This window comes from Undibacterium sp. 5I1 (genome assembly GCF_034314085.1).
In the GTDB taxonomy this organism is placed as follows: Bacteria; Pseudomonadota; Gammaproteobacteria; order Burkholderiales; family Burkholderiaceae_D; genus Undibacterium.
The window spans coordinates 164924-184819 of sequence record NZ_JAVIWI010000001.1 but is presented as its reverse complement, the minus strand read 5'-3'; the positions used below and the strand labels follow the sequence as shown (position 1 = coordinate 184819).

17 protein-coding genes are annotated in these 19896 nt (G+C 49.0%); 12 read left to right on the top strand and 5 right to left on the bottom strand.

The features are described 5' to 3' along the window. Positions 1–31 precede the first annotated feature (31 nt). The 6 genes from RGU72_RS00745 (at position 32) to RGU72_RS00720 (ending at position 5512) form a co-directional block, all read left to right on the top strand. Positions 32–1450 carry a sigma-54 dependent transcriptional regulator gene (locus RGU72_RS00745; protein ID WP_322117921.1) on the top strand — a complete coding sequence of 473 codons (1419 nt, stop codon included), beginning with the start codon at positions 32–34 and terminating at the stop codon, positions 1448–1450. A 1-nt stretch (position 1451) separates the two neighbouring features. After that, positions 1452–2768 (top strand): sensor histidine kinase, encoded by a 1317-nt coding sequence (locus RGU72_RS00740; RefSeq protein ID WP_322117920.1) that lies wholly within the window; start codon positions 1452–1454, stop codon positions 2766–2768. Positions 2769–2888: 120 nt separating this feature from the next. Further along, on the top strand, positions 2889–3620 hold the full coding sequence (locus RGU72_RS00735) for a flagellar brake protein (protein WP_322117919.1): 732 nt from the start codon (positions 2889–2891) through the stop codon (positions 3618–3620). A gap of 96 nt (positions 3621–3716) precedes the next feature. Continuing rightward, positions 3717–4088 (top strand): hypothetical protein, encoded by a 372-nt coding sequence (locus RGU72_RS00730; RefSeq protein ID WP_322117918.1) that lies wholly within the window; start codon positions 3717–3719, stop codon positions 4086–4088. 95 nt (positions 4089–4183) lie between these two features. Continuing rightward, the gene (locus RGU72_RS00725) at positions 4184–4537 is read left to right on the top strand and encodes a single-stranded DNA-binding protein (RefSeq protein WP_322117917.1); all 354 of its coding nucleotides are present in this window, start codon (positions 4184–4186) and stop codon (positions 4535–4537) included. A 69-nt stretch (positions 4538–4606) separates the two neighbouring features. Next, positions 4607–5512 carry a neutral zinc metallopeptidase gene (locus tag RGU72_RS00720; RefSeq protein WP_322117916.1) on the top strand — a complete coding sequence of 302 codons (906 nt, stop codon included), beginning with the start codon at positions 4607–4609 and terminating at the stop codon, positions 5510–5512. 76 nt (positions 5513–5588) lie between these two features. On the opposite strand, the gene RGU72_RS00715 is transcribed toward RGU72_RS00720, so the two are convergent. The 5 genes from RGU72_RS00715 to zwf form a co-directional block, all read right to left on the bottom strand. After that, positions 5589–6530, bottom strand: a complete 942-nt coding sequence (locus RGU72_RS00715) for a DedA family protein/thiosulfate sulfurtransferase GlpE (RefSeq protein ID WP_322117915.1) — start codon at positions 6528–6530, stop codon at positions 5589–5591. A 273-nt stretch (positions 6531–6803) separates the two neighbouring features. Beyond that, complete coding sequence (locus tag RGU72_RS00710; protein WP_322117914.1) at positions 6804–7646, bottom strand: HDOD domain-containing protein; 843 nt, start codon at positions 7644–7646, stop codon at positions 6804–6806. A gap of 157 nt (positions 7647–7803) precedes the next feature. Further along, a complete protein-coding gene (locus tag RGU72_RS00705) occupies positions 7804–8703 on the bottom strand; it encodes an SIS domain-containing protein (RefSeq protein WP_322117913.1) in 900 nt (299 codons plus the stop codon). Positions 8704–8736: 33 nt separating this feature from the next. Then, positions 8737–9438, bottom strand: coding sequence for a 6-phosphogluconolactonase (gene pgl / locus RGU72_RS00700; protein ID WP_322117912.1), 702 nt, complete (start codon positions 9436–9438; stop codon positions 8737–8739). Further along, entirely contained in the window at positions 9425–10894 is a 1470-nt protein-coding gene (gene zwf / locus RGU72_RS00695) for a glucose-6-phosphate dehydrogenase (protein ID WP_322117911.1), read from the bottom strand. The genes pgl and zwf overlap by 14 nt, the downstream gene beginning before the upstream one ends. Before the next feature lie 388 nt (positions 10895–11282). Between zwf and edd the strand changes: the two genes are divergently transcribed. The 6 genes from edd (at position 11283) to RGU72_RS00665 (ending at position 19642) form a co-directional block, all read left to right on the top strand. After that, positions 11283–13151: a phosphogluconate dehydratase gene (edd, locus tag RGU72_RS00690; protein WP_322117910.1), complete on the top strand. Its 1869-nt coding sequence runs from the start codon at positions 11283–11285 to the stop codon at positions 13149–13151. Positions 13152–13224: 73 nt separating this feature from the next. Next, the gene (gene eda / locus RGU72_RS00685) at positions 13225–13875 is read left to right on the top strand and encodes a bifunctional 4-hydroxy-2-oxoglutarate aldolase/2-dehydro-3-deoxy-phosphogluconate aldolase (RefSeq protein WP_322117909.1); all 651 of its coding nucleotides are present in this window, start codon (positions 13225–13227) and stop codon (positions 13873–13875) included. Between the two features lie 197 nt (positions 13876–14072). Beyond that, the gene (gene pgi / locus RGU72_RS00680; RefSeq protein ID WP_322117908.1) at positions 14073–15692 is read left to right on the top strand and encodes a glucose-6-phosphate isomerase; all 1620 of its coding nucleotides are present in this window, start codon (positions 14073–14075) and stop codon (positions 15690–15692) included. A 333-nt stretch (positions 15693–16025) separates the two neighbouring features. Further along, positions 16026–18776 (top strand): phosphoenolpyruvate carboxylase, encoded by a 2751-nt coding sequence (gene ppc / locus RGU72_RS00675; RefSeq protein ID WP_322117907.1) that lies wholly within the window; start codon positions 16026–16028, stop codon positions 18774–18776. 81 nt (positions 18777–18857) lie between these two features. After that, complete coding sequence (gene mobB, locus RGU72_RS00670; protein ID WP_322117906.1) at positions 18858–19388, top strand: molybdopterin-guanine dinucleotide biosynthesis protein B; 531 nt, start codon at positions 18858–18860, stop codon at positions 19386–19388. A 53-nt stretch (positions 19389–19441) separates the two neighbouring features. After that, entirely contained in the window at positions 19442–19642 is a 201-nt protein-coding gene (locus RGU72_RS00665; RefSeq protein WP_322117905.1) for a YjfB family protein, read from the top strand. Positions 19643–19896: the final 254 nt, after the last annotated feature.

The window sequence follows — 19896 nt, the reverse complement described above, 5'->3', positions numbered from 1 at the left end:
CAGCCAGCTTTATTTTCAACTATGCACAATCATGTCTAATAGCGCACCTCATCTGCTGATCATTGATGACGACCCAGATGTAGCTTGTGCAGCGCAACTTTTACTGCGTCGTAAATATGCGCAAGTCAAGGTTGTGACCGAACCGGCACAAGTCAAAACTTTGTTAGCACGTGAACACCCGGATGTCGTCTTGCTGGATTTCAATTTTACCGCTGGCCGCACTGATGGAGGCGAGGGTTTGGCGATGCTAGATTTGTTGCGGGCACAACATCCCGCTCCTGCGGTCATCGCCATAACGGCGTATGCCGACGTACCTTTGGCGGTGGAGGCATTAAAACGCGGTGCTTGCGATTTCATCACCAAGCCTTGGGACAATGCCAGACTACTGGCAGCGGTAGAAACGGCTCTCGCCAGAAAATCTACTACTCACGTATCTAACAAATCAGGTACATCTGATGCGGTCAGTAATAATGATACGTCCATCGCATTTGCAAACCTGATGGGTAATTCTGCCAGCATGCGTGAACTCAAATCCATGATCGCCAACGTCGCTCCGACCGAGGCCAATGTCATGGTATTGGGAGAGAACGGCGTGGGTAAAGAACTGGTCGCACGCGCCATCCATTTAGCGTCACCACGTAAAGCAGCTCATTTTTTAGCGGTCGATATGGGAGCGATACCCGAGACCACATTTGAGAGCGATATGTTTGGTCATCGCAAAGGCGCTTTTACCGATGCGCGTAGCGACCGTGCAGGACGCTTTCAGACGGCGCGCGGTGGCGTCTTATTTTTAGATGAAATTGGCAATCTACCTTTGGGTGCACAAGCGAAATTACTGACCGCGCTAGAACGGCGTGAAGTCACACCGGTCGGTATGGACAAGGCAGAAAAAATTGATGTGCGTATCGTCAGCGCGACTAATTTAAGCGAGGTCAAGTTATTTGATCCCTCTATTTTTCGCTCGGACCTTTTATTCCGCTTAAATACCATCGTCCTGCGCGTAGCACCTTTACGCGAGCGGCGGGAAGATATCCCTGATTTGCTCAGCCATTATCTGGCGCTATATCAAAATCTATATCAGCGCCCTGTACGCCAGCTCAGCGATACCGCTTTGAACGCGCTGTGCGAGTACGATTGGCCGGGCAATGTTCGCTCTTTAAGGCACTCATGCGAGAGAGCCGTGATCTTAGGAACGCAGGCAGATTATCAGCTTCAGGATTTTGGCTTACGCTTTGCAAACACGACTTTGGTAGCGATGGCGGAAGTAGTGGGGATTGCGCCAGATAACAATACTCAGAATACCGTTCATACATTTAAGCTGACCAAACTAGAACGCGACACAATTGCCAGCGCCATGACGCAAGCTAGTGGCAATATTAGTCAGGCGGCTAAATTGCTGGGCTTAAGTCGTGCGGCTTTGTACCGGAAATTAGAAAAGCATGACATCTGAAATGCCCACTGAAACATTGCAAACATCGCCAACGTCACCAGTGTCACCGGCATCACCAACGCCGGACCCGCGCTATCGATATCGCAAACTGTTCTGTATTTCTGGCGTATTGATTTTGATGCTTGCCGCGGGCGCTACGGCCTATATTTTGACTGCAACACAGCTTACACAGACAGCACGATTATTGGCATTGTCTGGATTACTAGCGCTGATCGGTAGTTGGCTATTTGGTTTTGGTCTGGCAGGTTTATTACCGCGCCAAATCTATGTCCTAGCCGATGTGGCACCCGCATTACCGCATACCTCATCAACGCTGCAAGAAAATCTAAGCACACTAGAAAATAGTCTGGAACACGCACCGATTGCCCTGTTTTCGATTGACACCACATCCACGCCTTATCCCGTGCAAGCAATGAATGGCAACGCACGTCGGCTGATCGCCCCAGGTCGTGCGGTCCAGCCTGAGCAATTATTTGATCTGCTGAGAACGCAAGTAGTGGGCAAGCGCAGCATGATTTTGTTTGAAACAGAGCAAGGACTAGAGCGCGCATTACTTGCAACCAGCAGTTTGACCACGCATGGCAACACGCGATTGATGATTGCCTTAATGCCGGTAGAAAGCGAACTGCAATCCGAGGCGCAACAGGCATGGCAAAAATTAGTGCATGTGCTGACCCATGAAATTATGAATTCTTTGACGCCAGTGGCATCTTTATCCCGCACCGCGCATGATTTGTTAGAGGACCTAAAACCAAGCTTACCTACCGACAGCATCAAGGACTTGACCATGGCTTTAGACGCTATCAGTCGCCGCGCGCATGGTTTAGCGGAGTTTGTCGGTAGCTACCGGAGCTTGTCGAATGTCCCGGCTGCACATCCAGAACGTATCCATCTGGCGACACTTTTTACGCGCTTATCCACCTTAATCTCTCCAGCGTGGGCACAACGTGGCGGACGTGCCGAATTTATAACAGAACCGGCATCGCTAGAATTGATGATAGACCCTGCCCAATTTGAACAAGCCTTGATTAACCTCATCAAAAATGCGGAAGAAGCGACATCCAAAAAAGCCTCGCCCGAAGTGGTCATACGCGCCAAACTGAGTCGTGGCGGGCGTTTGCGGGTAGAAGTCACCGACAACGGGCCTGGTGTACCGGAAGAATTTGTTCCTCATATTTTTACGCCTTTTTTCTCGACCAAAGAAAAAGGCAGCGGAATCGGCCTGGCAATGGTGCAGCAACTGATCCAGGGTAACGGCGGCACTATCCGCTATGCCCACGTGGTACAAGGCGGTGCGCGCTTCATTTTGACTGTTTAATAATCGACCTCATAGTACCTAATCGACATAGCTGCATCCAACATCTGGATTGAAGAGTATTGACCTCCCTAACAGCAAAGGGTATGGTCATACTCACCAACGTTTGATGGAGACAAACCCATGTCAGCGTCCTTAAGTAATGACGAAATTGAGGATCGCTTTTTTTTGCTTGGGCGAATGGAGATCCTGAACATACTGAATGATCTGATCCATCGCCGGGAACCTGTGACCGTTTATTTTAATGGCGGTAATGAATTTATATTGAGCTTGCTGTTAGAGGCCAGAGCAGAGGCATTGATTTTTGATCTGGGTGGCGATGAAAGAGCGAACAAACTGTTAGAAAAAGCAGCTAGTTGCACGTTTTTAGCACTGCCGGATGGGATACGCGTGCAATTTTCCGGGATAGAACCGAATCGGTTTTTATGGGGTGATAAAGATGCGTTTTGGGTCCCTTTACCAGAACGGATTGTCCGCCTGCAAAGGCGCGAGAGTTATCGCAATGCTCTGCCGGTGGTCAATCCTCTAAGAGTGAAATTACTCATGGAAGAAGATAGCCAACTATATGATCTGGCATTACATGATTTGAGCGTAGGTGGTTTTGCCGCCACCGTGTATGGCGAAACGCCGTTGCGACCAGACGATAAAATCGCGCAGTTAGAAATCCAGTTATCCGATAAAAATGTCCTGATCTGTCCCGGACAAATTCGGCATGTCACCTTGATTAGTCGTGATGGTAATGGCCGTTATCGCATAGGCGTCAAATTTTTAAAATTACCGCATGTGATGGAAGTTGCGATTCAACGCTTTATCATCAAGACCGAATATGAAAGACGTAAGCTACTGATGCTTTGATCGCTGGTCTTTTTCATGTTTAGTTTGCAGATTGATCAATCACAAGTCAGCCTATATTGGCAGGCAGTATAAAAACAGAAAACACCCGGAGAACCTATGTACGACGATAATGATTTTTTTGCGATAGCGAAGTTTTTGCGACTAGGCATCAAAATTACCCTGAAAAACCCGATGGGACAAAACTCTTCATTCTCAACCAGCTTCCCCACTCCCAAGGGATCGATTGTCAGTTTTGATGAGAAAAGTTTATATGATCTGGAACGTAAGCTGCGTACTTTACTGGCAACCGATGTGCCGGTAAAAACCAAATTGGCACCGTTTGATTATTTGGGAACCAACTTCCGTGGTCTGATTTTCCACCTCAAAGAAGTCAATGAATTCGTGCTGCAAGAAACGCATGACTTATTCGGTATGGAATCAAAAAAAATAGTCCGTAAATCGGAACATTTTTTTCAACTACTGAAATAAAAATTCACCTCTGGATTTCAGTATTTGTTTCTTCAGTATTTTTTTCAATACTTAGTTTCAATACTTAGTTTCAACCTTCACATAATAGGGCTCAAGTGATAGATGCATTAATTTCCGGCAGATTGTATGGCCAAGCACAAGAAGGTAAAGGACAAGGCGGCAGTAGTTATGTCACTTGCAAACTACGACTCCCGACACCGGATGGTGACTTTATTTTCTGTAACGTCATCGCTTTTAACGACGATCTGCAAGATCAGTTATTAGCGCTGGGTGATGGCGATGCTGTCGCGTTATCGGGCGCCTTAACACCTAAAGTCTGGGAAGATAAACAAGGCAACACCAGACCAGCCGTAGATTTGGTAGCGCATGCTGTATTGACGGCATATCACGTTAGACAAAAGCGGGATGCGATGCTGATGGATGATGAAGACCGCAATAACAACGACTGAGCTGAAAACGAACAACGCAAAAAACAGCGTGATGAAATCTATCCGTAACGATCAAGCTAGAGGAATAATATGAAATGGGAAGGCAATCGCGAGAGCGATAACGTAGAAGATCGTCGTGGTGATAGTGATGATGGCGGCAATACTGGCGGTGGCGGCGGAGGTGGTTTCGGCGGGCGTCATATTGGTATCGGTTCGGTAGTGATCGCTTTGGTGGCCTCGTATTTTTTTGGTATTAATCCAATGACGGTGTTAAGCCTGTTAAGCGGCGGATCAGCACCGGTCACATCGTCACAGCAAAGCCAGCAGCCGCAAGCACATCGCCCACCTGCTAATGACAGAGAAACTAAATTTGTAAAAACCGTACTGGGTGATACGGAAGACGTGTGGACTGAAATGTTCCGCGCCAGCGGTAAGCAATATGTCAAACCTGTTTTAGTCATTTTTAATAACAGTACCTCTACTGCTTGCGGTAAAGGCGAGACCGCGACCGGGCCTTTTTATTGTCCGGTGGATCAAAAAGTCTATATCGATCTGAGCTTTTATCGTCTAATGCGTGATCGTTTTCATGTCAGCGGTGAGTTTGCGCAAGCCTATGTGATCGCGCATGAGGTCGGACATCATGTACAGAATCTGATGGGCATTTCCGACAAAGTACATGAGGCGAGATCACGCGCATCACAAGTGATGGGCAATGCTTTGTCGGTCAGGATGGAATTGCAGGCGGACTGTTTTGCGGGCGTTTGGGCGTTCCACGCCAACCAGTCACGCAGCATATTAGAAAGCGGCGATGTACAAACCGCCTTGAGTGCAGCAACCGCGATTGGTGACGATGCATTACAACGTCAGGCACAAGGTCAGGTCGTGCCAGACTCGTTCACGCATGGCACATCAGAACAACGGGTACGCTGGTTTAGCCGCGGATTGGAGAGTGGTAAAGTCGATCAGTGCAATACTTTCCAGGCGAAGCAGCTTTGATGTGATCGAGTAGCTTTGATCCCATCAGAGTATTTTTTTCGGGATTAGGAGGCGTGGTGGAGATACGATGAGGTTTTCAAGCATCCAGAGTATGTATCGCCTGCCCCGCTTTTTCCCACGCGTCTAATCCACCTAGCAACGGCCTTGCTCTAGTGTAGCCACGTCCCATCAGCAATTTCACCATTTGAGCAGCGGAGGCTTCGTTAGGGCAATTGCAGTAGACGACGATATCGCTGTCTTGCTGCACATGCGGTATTAAGGTTTGCCATTCGTTTAAGGCGATCATTCTGGCACCAGGGATGTGACGGGTATCCAGATTGCGTACGGATGAAGAGCGGATATCGACGATCACAGGTGTTTTCCCTGCTGCCATCAGATCGACTAACTCATTGACGCTGATCCTGGTAATGTTGAGGATTTTTTGAAAACGCCAGCGTTGCCACCATTTGTAACTGACGTACAAAATGAGCGCAATGCCCACTAGCGCCAAAGCGCCATTGCCCATCTCCAGCAGATGCCGGCTGATCATCTCAATATCGGGGTGAAACAACCAGCCAGCACCGATGGCAATCCCGCCCCACAATAAAATACCGACTGCATCAAAACATAAAAAAGCTAGCAATGGCAAACGCAAAGCTCCTGCCATTGGCGCGACGATCAGCGATAAACCCGGCACAAATTTGGCGATCAGCAACGTACTCAAACCCCAGCGCTCAAACCGGGTTTCGGTTTGTCTGACGCAGGAGTCTGGGGATAAAGATAAGCGACATAACAGGCGCATCACCCGCACACCATGGCGCTGACCGATCAGATACCAGACGGTATCGCCAATCAAACTGGCCAGCAGCGTGACCGCAAGTAAGGCTGCCAGCGATACCTGACCATCGGCAGCCAATGTGCCAGAAATAATTAAGGTAGGAACTGTCGGCAAAGGCAGGCCTAATTGCATCAGCAAGACATTGCCGAAGACAATAATCAAGCCGTATTGTTGTGCCAGGTGGATCAGGGATTGCATCATGATGTGGGGAACCCAGTTGCAGAATTAAATCAAAATGAAGCTAAATAGTGGAGAACAAATTGCAGGATGGACGCAAAGACGTATTGTATGCCGGGCTAGCTTTTAAGATATTGCGGTGACTAAGTAGAGAGAGTTGGCGAAGACTAAAAATCTCTTTTCAGTGAGGAGCAACCAATATACTCCCCCTTTATTTTACTAAAATCAGCTTATAGACCAATGATTATATGGACGATTAAATATACTTACTACCAGTATCAAATTCACCCTAAACAATCAAACATCCATTTCAGCATTCAGTTTATCGAACTGGAGTTGCGCCTCGGCCAGGACTTCTTCTAGCGATGCTTGATCTAGTCCCAGACTCTCCCATGCCTGGCCGCTAATCTCTGGTGGCGTGTGATCGGGTGTTGTGCTGATGTTGAGTGCATGCGCAATACCATCAGCGACATGCACGATGGTTGCCAAAAAGCCGAGGCCTGGTTTGTCGGGCTGGTGATGACCGCCAATGGCCTTGGCCATCAGTTCAGAAAACTGCCACTGGTTTGCCAGCGCCTCGCCCACTACCGCATGATCAATGCCCAAGACCTGGCGCTCTGCCTCAAATTGCGTGACTTGATGTTCTAAACGGAATGCGATCGTTGCCTCGTATTCAGACAAATAATGTGTCACTAAGACTAGCGAACCGATGTCGTGCAACAAACCCGCGGTGAAGGCAAGGTCGAGATTAAAGTTGAGTCGCCGGGCTAAAATCTTTGCCGCGATAGCGACCGCGTTGGAGTGGTACCAAAATCGTTTGTGACTAAATCCCTTGCACTTGTTTTCTGGAAAGCAGCCAGATAAGGCAGCGATCATCACCATTTGCTTGAAGGTGTCTAATCCCAGCAGTGTGATCGCCTGTGGAATTGTCGCGACCTTCACCATGGTGGCGTAATACACCGAATTAGCGTAACGCAAGGTCTTGGCAGTGAGCGCGATATCACGGCTGACTTTTTGTGCCAGCTCATTGATATTCACGTCGTCCTGATCAATGGTATTGAGAAGTTCCATCACCACGCCGGGCAAGGTGGGTAAGTCTTTGACTTCTTGAATAATCTGCTCAATCGCAATGGCTGACATAGACAATTCCTAGACTGGTTTTTTCCCAGTATTACCCAAAACAGGGGAATCGCCAAAGGATAGCGAATAGCATTACAGATTTAAATTAACTTGTTGTAGATTTTATACGGTGGATTGACGCAAAAACCCAAACCCTTCACCACAGAAAAAATCGGCCTTAAATTTTACTGTCCAGCCGTTTTTCACTAATGCTAGCTTTGGCTCTTTCTAACATATCAATCGCAGCAGGACCGCGCTGTAAAGTGACGGCGACTGCCAATGCATCGATATACGTCAGATGTGCCAGACGCGAGGTCATGGGCGTGTAGATATCCGGATCTTCCTCTACATCCACACTCAAGTGGACATCCGCCAATTCTGCCAATGGACCACCACTAGCGCATAGCACCAGCACCTTGGCGCCAGCACCTTTTGCCAGTTCTACACTACGTATCATGTCACGGGTACGGCCTGTGCGAGAGAAGGCGACAACCACGCAATCGCTATTTAATAAAGATGCCGATTGTGCCTGCAAATGCGCATCACAAAATACCGTCGTCGGAATCCCGAAACGGAAAAACTTGAGTTGCGCATCAATCGCCAAGGCACCGGAATATCCCAATCCATAGCACTCAATACGGCGCGCGCGCGACAGCAGATTGACTGCCGCCTCAAAGGTCGCCGTATTGGCAGAATTACGCGCCTCCATCAAGGCGGCGATGGTGCGATCAAATACCTTGGGCAACACATCACGCACATGATCTGCCTGGTTCACATCCAGATGCAAATAGGGAATGCCAGTTGCCAGACTTTTTGCAAATGCCAGCTTAAAACTTTTAAATCCGTCAAAGCCCAAGGATTGCGAAAAACGTGCGACCGTAGGCTCACTGACATCACAAGCCTGGGCTAAAACTCGTATCGACATTTCTAATGCATCGTGCGGTTTGAGCAGTAAAAATTCTGCTACTTGCCGCTCAGCACGACTCAGCGCCGTGCTGGCCGTGCGGATGCGTGCCAATAAACCTTTTTCAGAAGGAATTGGTTTTGGGTCTTGTAGTACGGTGGCAGAATTAGGCATGTTGCTCTTTAATTAGAGAACTATTAGTGGTAATCAAGGACACCAAAATACATCGACATCACAGCTAGCTTCTTGCAGTAATACAGAAATCGGTAAAGCGCTACCCGCAGCAGTGTCTAATGCGCCCTCTAAAACCTGACGTTTTTCTGCGCCGGTAATGACTAACCAAATTCTGTCGGTATCAAGTAAACGTGGCAGCGATAAAGACATGCGGCTTTGATGCGTCTGCGGATGTAACGCGGCCAGACAAGCCAGATCATCATGCTGGGTAGGCGCTTGCGGAAATAATGAAGCAACATGACCATCCGCGCCCATCCCTAATAACACGGCATTAAATGGCTGTGGGATTTGTTGCGCTAACCGGTGACTAATGGCCTCGGTCGCTACTTCCGGCGTACTTGCATCGTTTTTTAATGAAATTAAATTCCACTGACGACGATACGATGAGGCCATACTTTTTTTGAAAAGACCTTCATTACTTTGTACATCGGCGTCCTCAACCCAGCGCTCATCAGTCGCAACGAGGTTCACATTATTCACATCGCGCTGCGACAATAGCTGATCAAGCTGGCGATAGATCGGTGCAGGTGTTGAGCCACCAGCAAGAGCAAAATAAGCCGGGAGTCGCTCAGCTGCTGCACTATCGATAATATCTATCCATTGTGCGACTAAAGCGTCAGTGAGTTCGGCAAAATTATTAAAACTATGCAGCACCATACTATTAGTTTTCAACATATTCTTCGCCCCATGCCGCACCGTTTTGCGCCAGCAAATAGCTAGAAGCAGATGGCCCCCAACTACCGGCAATGTATGACTTCAAACCCTCGCTGTCGTTCTGCCAAGCGGTCATGATAGGATCAATCCATGCCCATGCGGCACCCAGTTCATCATCACGCACAAACAAAGTCAGGTCGCCATGCATCGCATCGAGCAACAGACGTTCATAGGATTCCACTCGACGCAAACTAGAGGCTTCAGCAAAGTCCAGATTTAAAGCGACGTCAGATAAACGAATACCCTCGCCCGGCTCTTTGGCTTTTAAAAACAGTTGTACGCTTTCTTCCGGCTGCAAAGAAATGACCAGGCGATTAGAGCGCAAATTACTTTGCGAACTACCAAAAATAGAATACGGAATCGGTTTGAAATTAATCGTAATCTCAGCACTGCGACTCGCCATACGTTTGCCTGTGCGCAGATAAAACGGTACGCCAGCCCAACGCCAGTTATCAATTTCTGCTTTAATCGCCACAAAGGTTTCGGTACGCGATGCAGGCGGCACGCCGGGTTCCGACTGATACGAAATCACAGGCTTGCCGTCTACCGCACCAGCACGATATTGGCCGCGCACGGTTTTCTTCGCAATATCGTCTGGCGTGAACTTGCGCAATGCGCGCAGGACTTTGACTTTTTCATCGCGAATCGCATCGGGATTGGCGTTTACTGGTGGCTCCATCGCGACGATCGATACCAGCTGCAATAAATGGTTTTGCACCATGTCACGCAAAGCGCCGGTGTGATCATAAAAATCTCCACGGGACTCGACGCCGACCTGTTCAGAAATAGAGATCTGCACATCTTGAATCGACTTACGGTTCCAGAGCGGCTCTAAAAATGCATTAGCAAAACGTAGCGCCAACAAGTTTTGCACCATCTCTTTGCCAAGATAGTGATCGATACGATAAATCTGATTTTCGCGCAGATGCGTACGCAACGATGCATTGATTTCTTTTGCCGATTGCGCATCACGTCCCAGAGGTTTTTCTAATACAACCCGGGCATTGCCTTCCACCAGACCATGCTTGGACAATTGCTCTACTACTGGTACAAAAATATCGGGGGCAGTCGCCAGATAAAACAAAGTCGGATTAGTGTCGCTGGTATTGAGCTGACTTTTTAAGGCGTCAAAATCGCCAGCTTCGCGGGCATCAATTTTGGAGTAATGCGTCAGCGCCAAAAAGGCGGCCGTCTTCTCGCTATGACCTGCGTCTTTATCAATCGCTTTGGTACCGTGCGACTCGATACTTGCCGCAACGCGGGCGCGAAACTCTTCGTCCGTCAGCACCTCGCGTGCGGCACCGATAAATTTAAAGTCAGCATCTAAACGACCGTTCACAAATGCGCTATACAGCGCGGGAATGATCTTGCGTTTGGCGAGATCGCCAGTGCCGCCAAATAATACGAATGTGGTCATGCTGACTCCAGAGTTATTCTAAATTTGAGATGAATGGACTTACGCAAAACCGCCCCAGCTGCGTTGCAGCTCCTAGCCGTAATAAAGTACTGTCGTCGTCGCTACGCCTTGCTGGGACAATTTTGCGTAAGTCCTGATGAAACGAAAATAAACTAGGTTATACCGATATTTTTACTACACTGATTTCATGTTTGATTATGTGATTTTATTTTCTTGATTATGCCTGATTTCAATCAAAAATGTAGTTTCATTACGATAAATTTGTCATTTTTACTGTTTTAATCGAGTTAAATACTCGTAAATGAAAGTTTGTTACAGTTTTGCTGGATTTATGCTATCTTCATTCCATCCAAAAAATTATCCAAAAAAGTCTGAAGCGAGCCTCCTCATGAGTACATCTGCATCAAATACACCCGCCAACATCAACCCAATCAACCCAACTGTTGCCCGCGTGACAGAACGCATTATTGAACGTAGCAAAACCTTGCGCACTGCCTATCTAGCACGCTTGGAAAAAATGCGGGGACGCGGTCCACGTCGTGCCAGCTTGTCTTGCGCCAATCAGGCACATGCCAACGCAGCGATGGATAGCGGCACCAAAATCTGGTTGAATCAGGCACAAAAACCGAATATCGGCATCATCACCGCCTACAACGACATGCTGTCGGCGCATCAGCCCTATGAATCTTATCCGCAACAAATCCGTCAGGCAGCATTACGTTTTGGTGGCACTGCACAAGTCGCAGGCGCCGTGCCAGCCATGTGCGATGGCGTCACGCAAGGTCGCCCAGGTATGGAGCTATCGTTGTTCTCACGTGATGTGATTGCGCAGGCGACTGCAGTGGCTTTATCGCATGATGCCTTTGATGCGACCTTGTGTCTGGGTATTTGCGACAAAATTGTGCCGGGCCTATTGATCGGCGCTTTGGCGTTTGGTCATTTGCCGACGATTTTTATTCCCGCCGGCCCTATGGGCTCGGGATTATCGAATAAAGAAAAAGCCGCAGTACGTGAGCGCTATGCCCAAGGCAAGGCGACCAAGGAAGAATTGCTAGCAGCGGAGAGCGCCGCATATCACAGCGCTGGCACATGCACTTTTTACGGCACGGCCAACAGCAATCAGATGTTGCTGGAAGCCATGGGCTTGCATTTGCCCGGCGCGGCTTTTATTCATCCAGGCGATCCTTTGCGCCATGTGCTGACAGATGCTGCGGTTGAGCGCGTTTTGCAGCTGACTGAACATGGCGATCAGTTCACGCCGATTGGTCAACTGGTCGATGAAAAAGTCATCGTCAATGCAGTCATCGCCTTGCTGGCCACTGGCGGCTCGACCAATCATACGATTCACTGGATTGCGGTAGCGCGTGCGGCGGGCATCCTGATCGACTGGCAAGATTTTGATGAATTGTCCTCGGTTATCCCCTTGCTGACACGCGTCTATCCCAACGGCACAGCCGACGTAAATGCCTTTGAAGATGCGGGCGGTCCAACGTTTGTGATCCGTGAATTATTGTCGGCAGGTTTGATGCATGCCGATGTCAAAACTGTCTACGGTAATCAAGGTTTGTTAGGACACACCAGCCGCCCGGTACTGGTAGAGCATCCAGAGGGCAATAAAGTCCAATGGCAAGCGCTACCCGCTATCTCGACCAACCACGATGTCGTGCGCAATGTGAATGATCCGTTCGCACCGACTGGCGGTTTGCGCTTGTTACAGGGCAATGTCGGTCGGGCGATTGTGAAAGCCTCTGCGGTACCAGAAGACGCCTGGATCGTACGTGCGCCAGCGATTGTATTTGAGTCGCAAGACGCACTAGTCGGCGCTTACAAAGCAGGCGAACTGAATAAAGATTTTGTCGCAGTCGTGATATTTCAGGGCCCACAAGCCAACGGTATGCCAGAGCTGCATCACTTCACACCAGTGTTAGGTAGTCTGATGTCGGCTGGCTATAAAGTCGCCCTGGTCACCGATGGCCGCATGTCCGGTGCCAGCGGCAAAGTGCCTGCTGCATTGCATGTTAGCCCAGAAGTGGCACAAGGCGGACCGCTAGGTAAAGTACGTGATGGCGACCTCATTGAATTAAACGTCCATACCGGTGAACTGCTTGCCTTAGTCGATGCGGAAGAGTGGGAACAACGCGCGGTTCGCGTGCCATCGACCGAAGCAACATTTGATTACGGTCGCGAATTATTTGCAGCACAGCGACGCGTGGTCACTGCGCCAGAACACGGTGCATCGACCTTGTTTATTGATTGAGGCCGCCAAGCAAATAGGATGTGCCGCTATTTATCTGTTAAAAAAGAACCATCACTAAAGAATTGAGACCATCATGATCCACACAAAACAAAGCATCATTGCGCAATTAGAACAACTCCGTGTTTTGCCGATTCTGGTGACGGACGATGTGGATCAGGCGATTCGTTGCGTGACGACGCTCGCAGAAAACGGCTTGCCTGCGGTTGAGATTACCTTGCGTACACCAAACGCGATGACTGTCTTGCGCGAAGTGATCAAAGCTTGCCCGAATGTCGTTGTTGGCGCAGGCACGGTGCTGACGTCAGCGCAGCTAGATGCAGTGAAATATGCTGGTGCCGCATTCGGCATCAGCCCAGGTATCACACCGAGCCTGGCCAGAGCAGCGGCAGAATCTGGCTTGCCTTACTTCCCAGGCGTTGGCGGTGCGAGTGATTTGATGTTGGCGCTGGAACATGGCTTTGATGTCGTCAAACTCTTCCCGTCTGACATCGTCGGTGGCATCAAGATGGCAAAAGCCTTGGGTGGTCCTTTCCCCGACGTACGTTTTTGCCTGACGGGCGGCGTAACGGTGGAAGCAACGCCGGGCTTATTACGTCAAAACAATATCTTGTGCGTCGGCGGCTCCTGGATGTGCCCTGCCTCCCTGATCAATGCTGGCGATTGGGAAGCAATCGGCACACTGGCGACGCAAGCGATGATTGCGGGACGCCCTCAGTTGGCTTGATTTTCCACATAATTTCCATGTGGAAAACGCATCAAGCGGGTAAGAAGCAATCCATAAAACTCCCTCTAAAAAAACATATACTCATATATGTATTGTGCTTTTTACCCTAATTGTCCAATGATTTATTGGACAATTAGAGTTTTAATCAAGATACTCCCCCTTAAATCGACTTTTTGTTCATAGAATCAATCCTGATCATGACGACCTCTGTTTCTCGTACTTCCCTTTGGTGTTTGCTGCAGCAGCGGGCGACTAATCTGCCCAGCCTGAAAGAACTATTCCGCGCCGATCCGCAGCGATTTACGCATTTTTCTGCATCGGCTTGCGGTATCTTGCTGGACTACTCCAAACAGAGAATCGACACGACCGCCAAGCTCAATTTGCTGGCGCTGGCGCGACAACAAGAGGTCGAGTCTCATCGTGATGCCATGTTACGCGGCGAAGCGATTAACAATACCGAAAACCGTGCCGTACTGCATACCGTGTTGCGGCTACCCAAAGGCGAATCGTTTTATCTGAATGGCGAGAATATCGCTGCCGACGTGCATCAGGTGTTGGCACAAATGCGTAGCTTCAGCGATGCCGTACGCGAAGGTCGCTGGCTAGGCTATACCGGCAAACCGATTAGTACCGTCATCAATATTGGCATCGGTGGATCGGATCTGGGACCGCAGATGGCGTGCATCGCCCTAGCACCGTGGTCGAAGAATAATTTATCCCTGCACTTTGTCTCCAATGTGGACGGTCGCCACGTCGCCGATGCGTTGAAAAATGCGAATCCTGAAACGACCTTGTTCGTTGTCGCATCCAAAACCTTTACCACAATGGAAACTTTAACCAATGCCCGCACTGCACGCGAGTGGATGCTGGCGCACGGATGTCCGGCAGAACAAATCCGTCAGCATTTTGTGGCACTCAGTACGAATGTAAAAGCGGCGGCAGATTTTGGGATTGCGCCAGAAAATGTGTTCCCGTTCTGGAACTGGGCTGGTGGTCGTTATTCGATGTGGAGTGCGATTGGTTTGTCGATTGCGTTGTATGTCGGCGCAGACCGCTTTGAAGAAATGCTGGCGGGTGCGCACGAGATGGATTTACATTTCGCGCAAGCACCGCTTGAGCAAAACTTGCCGGTATTAATGGCCTTGATCGGTGTCTGGAATATCAACTTCCTTGGATTACAGGCGCTATCGATTGCACCTTACCATCAGCGCATGACACGCCTGCCTGCTTATCTGCAACAGTTAGAAATGGAGAGCAACGGCAAGTCTGTCACGCGAGAAGGTCAGCGGGTAGATTACGCCACCTCACCAATTTTATTTGGTGAGGCGGGTACCAATGGTCAGCATGCCTACTTTCAGTTATTGCATCAAGGCGCGACGATTATCCCGACTGATTTTATTGTGGTGGCAGAAGATGATGCTGGCATGCCAGGACACAATAAAGCACTACTGGCCAACTGCTTTGCACAATCAAAAGCTATGGCATGGGGTAAAGATATTAACGAGGTTCGCGCTGAACTTGGAGATTTGTCAGACCAGATATTAGCGCCTAGGGTTTTTGAAGGAAATCGTCCGACATCAACATTGTTGCTAGATTCCCTCACACCGCGCTCATTAGGTGCATTGATTGCACTGTACGAGCACAAAGTATTTGTACAATCAGTGATCTGGGATATTAATGCGTTTGATCAATGGGGTGTAGAGCTCGGTAAATCGCTGGCACAGCAATTGATTAGCTTGGACCCATCTGCGGTAAAAGAAGACTACGACAGTTCTACCCGCGGATTGCTGAAGGCGATTAGTAAACGATATCAATAAAGCGAACTGAGGCGTCCAGAAATGCGGGGGCATCGCTGAATTTGATGCCTGCTTGGTGCTTCTTTGTGCCGAGTTTGACGCGAATTGACCGTTTTTATGGGGTATTGAGAAAGACAGTAGGTCGCTGGAAAATCCTGCCCAAAAGATCGTTACAACAGCCTCATTTTATATACTCCCAATTTTTTTATAAAAATATGCCTTATTGTCCAATGATTATATGGACACTTTAAATATACTTAACCAGAGTATATTTATTTAAGTAATTCCGATTAACGATAAGTTTGCCCGATGAATGCTCACCTGATGAATACTCACTCTTCTCAAATAATCGACATGACTGAAGACGACAAAGACCAAAGCCTGCGCGAAGACATTCGTCGTCTCGGACGGATACTCGGCGACACCGTACGCAATCAGCATGGCGACATTGTGTTTGATTTGATTGAGACGGTAAGGCAAAACTCGATCCGCTTCCGGCGCGATGCCGATGAGGCTGCGCGGGAAGAACTGGAATCGACGCTGGATACGCTCACCAACGATCAGACGACGCAAGTCATCCGCGCTTTTAGTTATTTTTCTCATCTGGTAAATTTGGCAGAAGATCAGCATCATATTCGCCGCACCCGTAAGCATTTGATCGCTGGGTCAACACCACGCGCAGGCAGTCTGGCGCACACAATAGAGTCCTTGTACAGCAGCGGTCACAGTACCCAACAGTTACTGGATTTTTTTCAGACCGCAGAAGTCAGTCCTGTGCTGACAGCGCATCCGACCGAGGTGCAGCGCAAAAGTATTTTGAATTGCCAGACCGTGATCACTCGCCTCTTGGATGAGCGTGATCGTATGCAATTGACGCCGGAAGAATCGGACGCCAATGATGAGGCGCTCAATCGTGCCGTGCTGACTTTATGGCAAACCCGCATGCTGCGCACCTCTAAATTATCGGTGCTGGATGAAGTGGAAAACGGTCTGAGTTTTTACGATGCCACTTTCTTACGCGAGCTACCGAGTTTGTATGCAGGTTTAGAGGATTTGCTGAGCAGCAAAGAGGACAGCCATAAGCCAATTGATTTGCCTAGTTTTATGAAGATGGGAAGCTGGATTGGCGGTGACCGCGACGGTAATCCTTTTGTGACTGCTAGCGTGCTGGAACAGACTCTGGCAATGCAAGCAACCCGCGCACTCAAATTTTATCTGGATGAATTGCATACGCTGGGTTCGCAATTGTCGATGGCCACTTTACTGGTCAATGTGTCGGCAGACTTGCTGGATCTGGCGGAACGTTCGCCCGATCACTCACCGCATCGAGCAGATGAACCCTATCGCCTTGCCGTCAGCGGCATTTATGCGCGGCTGGCTGGCACCTACAAACAATTGCTGGGCGCAGACCCGGTCATTCATGCATCCGGCGATGCGACGCCCTATGCCACGGCGGAAGAATTATCAGCCGACCTCGATATCGTCCATCAATCCCTACTGGACAACGGCTCGGCTGCGATTACACGGGGTCGTTTGCGACACCTGCGCCGAGCAGTACGTGTGTTCGGATTCTATTTAGCGCCGGTCGATCTGCGTCAAAACTCCGACGTGCACGAGCGGGTCGTAGCTGAATTATTAGAAGCCGCCAAACCCGGCAGCAACTACCTGCAATTAGACGAAGAGCAACGCATCCATTTGTTGGCGGCTGAAATCGAATCCTCGCGCCCACTTGCCTCGCCTTATATTACTTACTCGGAAGAGACTCAATCTGAGCTGGCGATTTATCGTGGCGCCCGAACGGCGCAATTGCGCTACGGCAAAGGAGCTGTGCCCAACTGTATTATCTCCAAAACCGATGGCGTATCGGACATGCTGGAACTGGCTTTATTGCTAAAAGAAGCAGGCTTACTACATCCGCTAGAAGGCAGTCTGGATGTGAATATTATTCCGCTGTTTGAAACCATTGGTGATTTACAAAACAGCGCACCGTCGATGGATAGATTGCTCGCTTTACCCGCTTACGCACGCTTACTGGCAAGTCGCAATCATGCGCAAGAGGTCATGCTGGGCTACTCCGACAGCAACAAAGACGGCGGCTTCCTGACATCCGGTTGGGAACTGTATAAAGCTGAGTTAGATCTGGTAACAATATTCGCTAAACATCAAGTACGCTTGCGCTTGTTCCATGGCCGTGGCGGCTCGGTCGGCCGTGGTGGTGGCCCAAGTTATCAGGCGATTCTGGCGCAACCAGCTGGCGCAGTGCAGGGGCAAATCCGGTTGACTGAACAAGGCGAAGTGATCACCGCTAAATATGGCAATCCTGAAGTTGGCCGTCGCAATCTGGAAGTGTTGGCAGCAGCGACTCTGGAAGCCAGCCTGCTGTCGGATAAAGAGCCCGCGCCACCACCCGCATTTTTAAAAGTGATGGAAGAGTTATCCGATCACGCTTTCCGCGCTTACCGGAATATGGTCTATGAGACCGAGGGTTTTGAGCAGTATTTTTGGGAATCCACAGTGATCTCAGAAATCGCAGGACTGAATATCGGCAGCCGTCCGGCATCGCGTAAAAAATCTACGGCGATAGAGGATTTACGAGCGATTCCATGGGTATTTAGCTGGTCACAATGTCGCCTGATGTTGCCGGGCTGGTTTGGTTTTGGCTCAGCCGTCACAAGCTACTTGCAAGCACATCCAGACTATGGGTTGCAAACTCTGCAAGCGATGTTTAAAGACTGGTCGTTCTTTTCTACGGTCTTATCGAATATGGAGATGGTGTTATCCAAAAGCGATATCGGTATCGCCAGCCGCTATGCGCAACTGGTCAAGGACGAGGCTTTACGTAATCGTATCTTCCCGCGTTTAAAAGCCGAACATGAAGCGACTATTGCCGCTTTAACGTCGATCTCTGGGCAGTCAGAATTATTGTCTGCGAACCCTTTGCTAAAACGCTCAATCAGCAATCGCTTCCCATATTTATCGCCGCTAAACCATGTGCAGGTTGAGTTACTGGAGCGCTATCGCAATGGCGACCCGGATGAGCGGGTAAGGCGGGGCATACACTTATCGATCAATGGGATTGCTGCTGGTTTGCGGAATAGTGGTTGATTCTGGATCACTAGTCTTGTTCTCTATTGGAGTACCATACGGACAAGGAAATTATTAAGTTACCAAAAAATCAATTATTACATGTCAACTCAATTACTCGGCGTCATCGGCTGGTCTGGTAGTGGAAAAACCACGTTGTTGGAATATCTCATCACACAACTAGTTGCTCAAGGTACAAGTGTGAATGTGATCAAACATAGTCATCATGATATTGTTTTAGAGCCGCCGCACAAAGATAGCGCAAGATTACGTATGGCAGGCGCAAATGAAGTGCTGCTGGCCTCGCCTTATCGTGTTTCATTAATCACAGAGTTACGGCAAAAGCCAGAACCCTCGTTGTCTGACTTGCTCCGCCGTCTGGCAGCCGCCGACCTGACTTTAGTAGAAGGTTATAAGTGGGAGCCCATTCCAAAACTAGAAATCCATCGCCCCGGCCTCGGCAAACCTGATTTGTATTCAAGCGATCTGCGAGTGGTGGCAGTTGCGGCAGATACGCCAGCGCCAGCAGATCTGAGTGCCGGCATAGTCTGGCTCGATCTGAATCAACCGGAGCAGATACTAAAATGGCTACAACTTGCGCTGGCGGAAAAGTTATTTTCGGTCTCGCTATAAAGTCGCACCCAGTTCCAGCCGTTAAGGAAGACACGTATTAATGGGAGAATATAATGGACGTTACAGGTATTGCCAGCGTTGCCACAACTTTGGCCGATGTAGGTACTAGCCAAGCGGTTAGTATTGCTGTGCTTAAAAAAGCGCAAGACATTAGCAAGGACAGCGCAACCGCTTTGATCGAAGCGATTCCAAGCGCTCCAACGGTATCGAATTTACCGCCAAATCTTGGCAGAAATATCAATACCACTGCTTAGTGTTATTTTGTTGCCGACGTACAAGGTTGTGCGTCGGGTGACTTTATTTTTACGGTAATTCATACTCATGAATTACATTTGAACTGTTTCTTAAGTTTTTCTCACGCCTCCTCACTTCACCAACGATTTGTTGTAATTCAAGCGTGTCAGCCAAAAATTAAAGCGCACCTTGATGAACTAACAAATTACGCTCACACCACCAAAAAATCCCGCAGCAAAAAAATCTACAATCAGTGATAATCCTGTCGAGAATA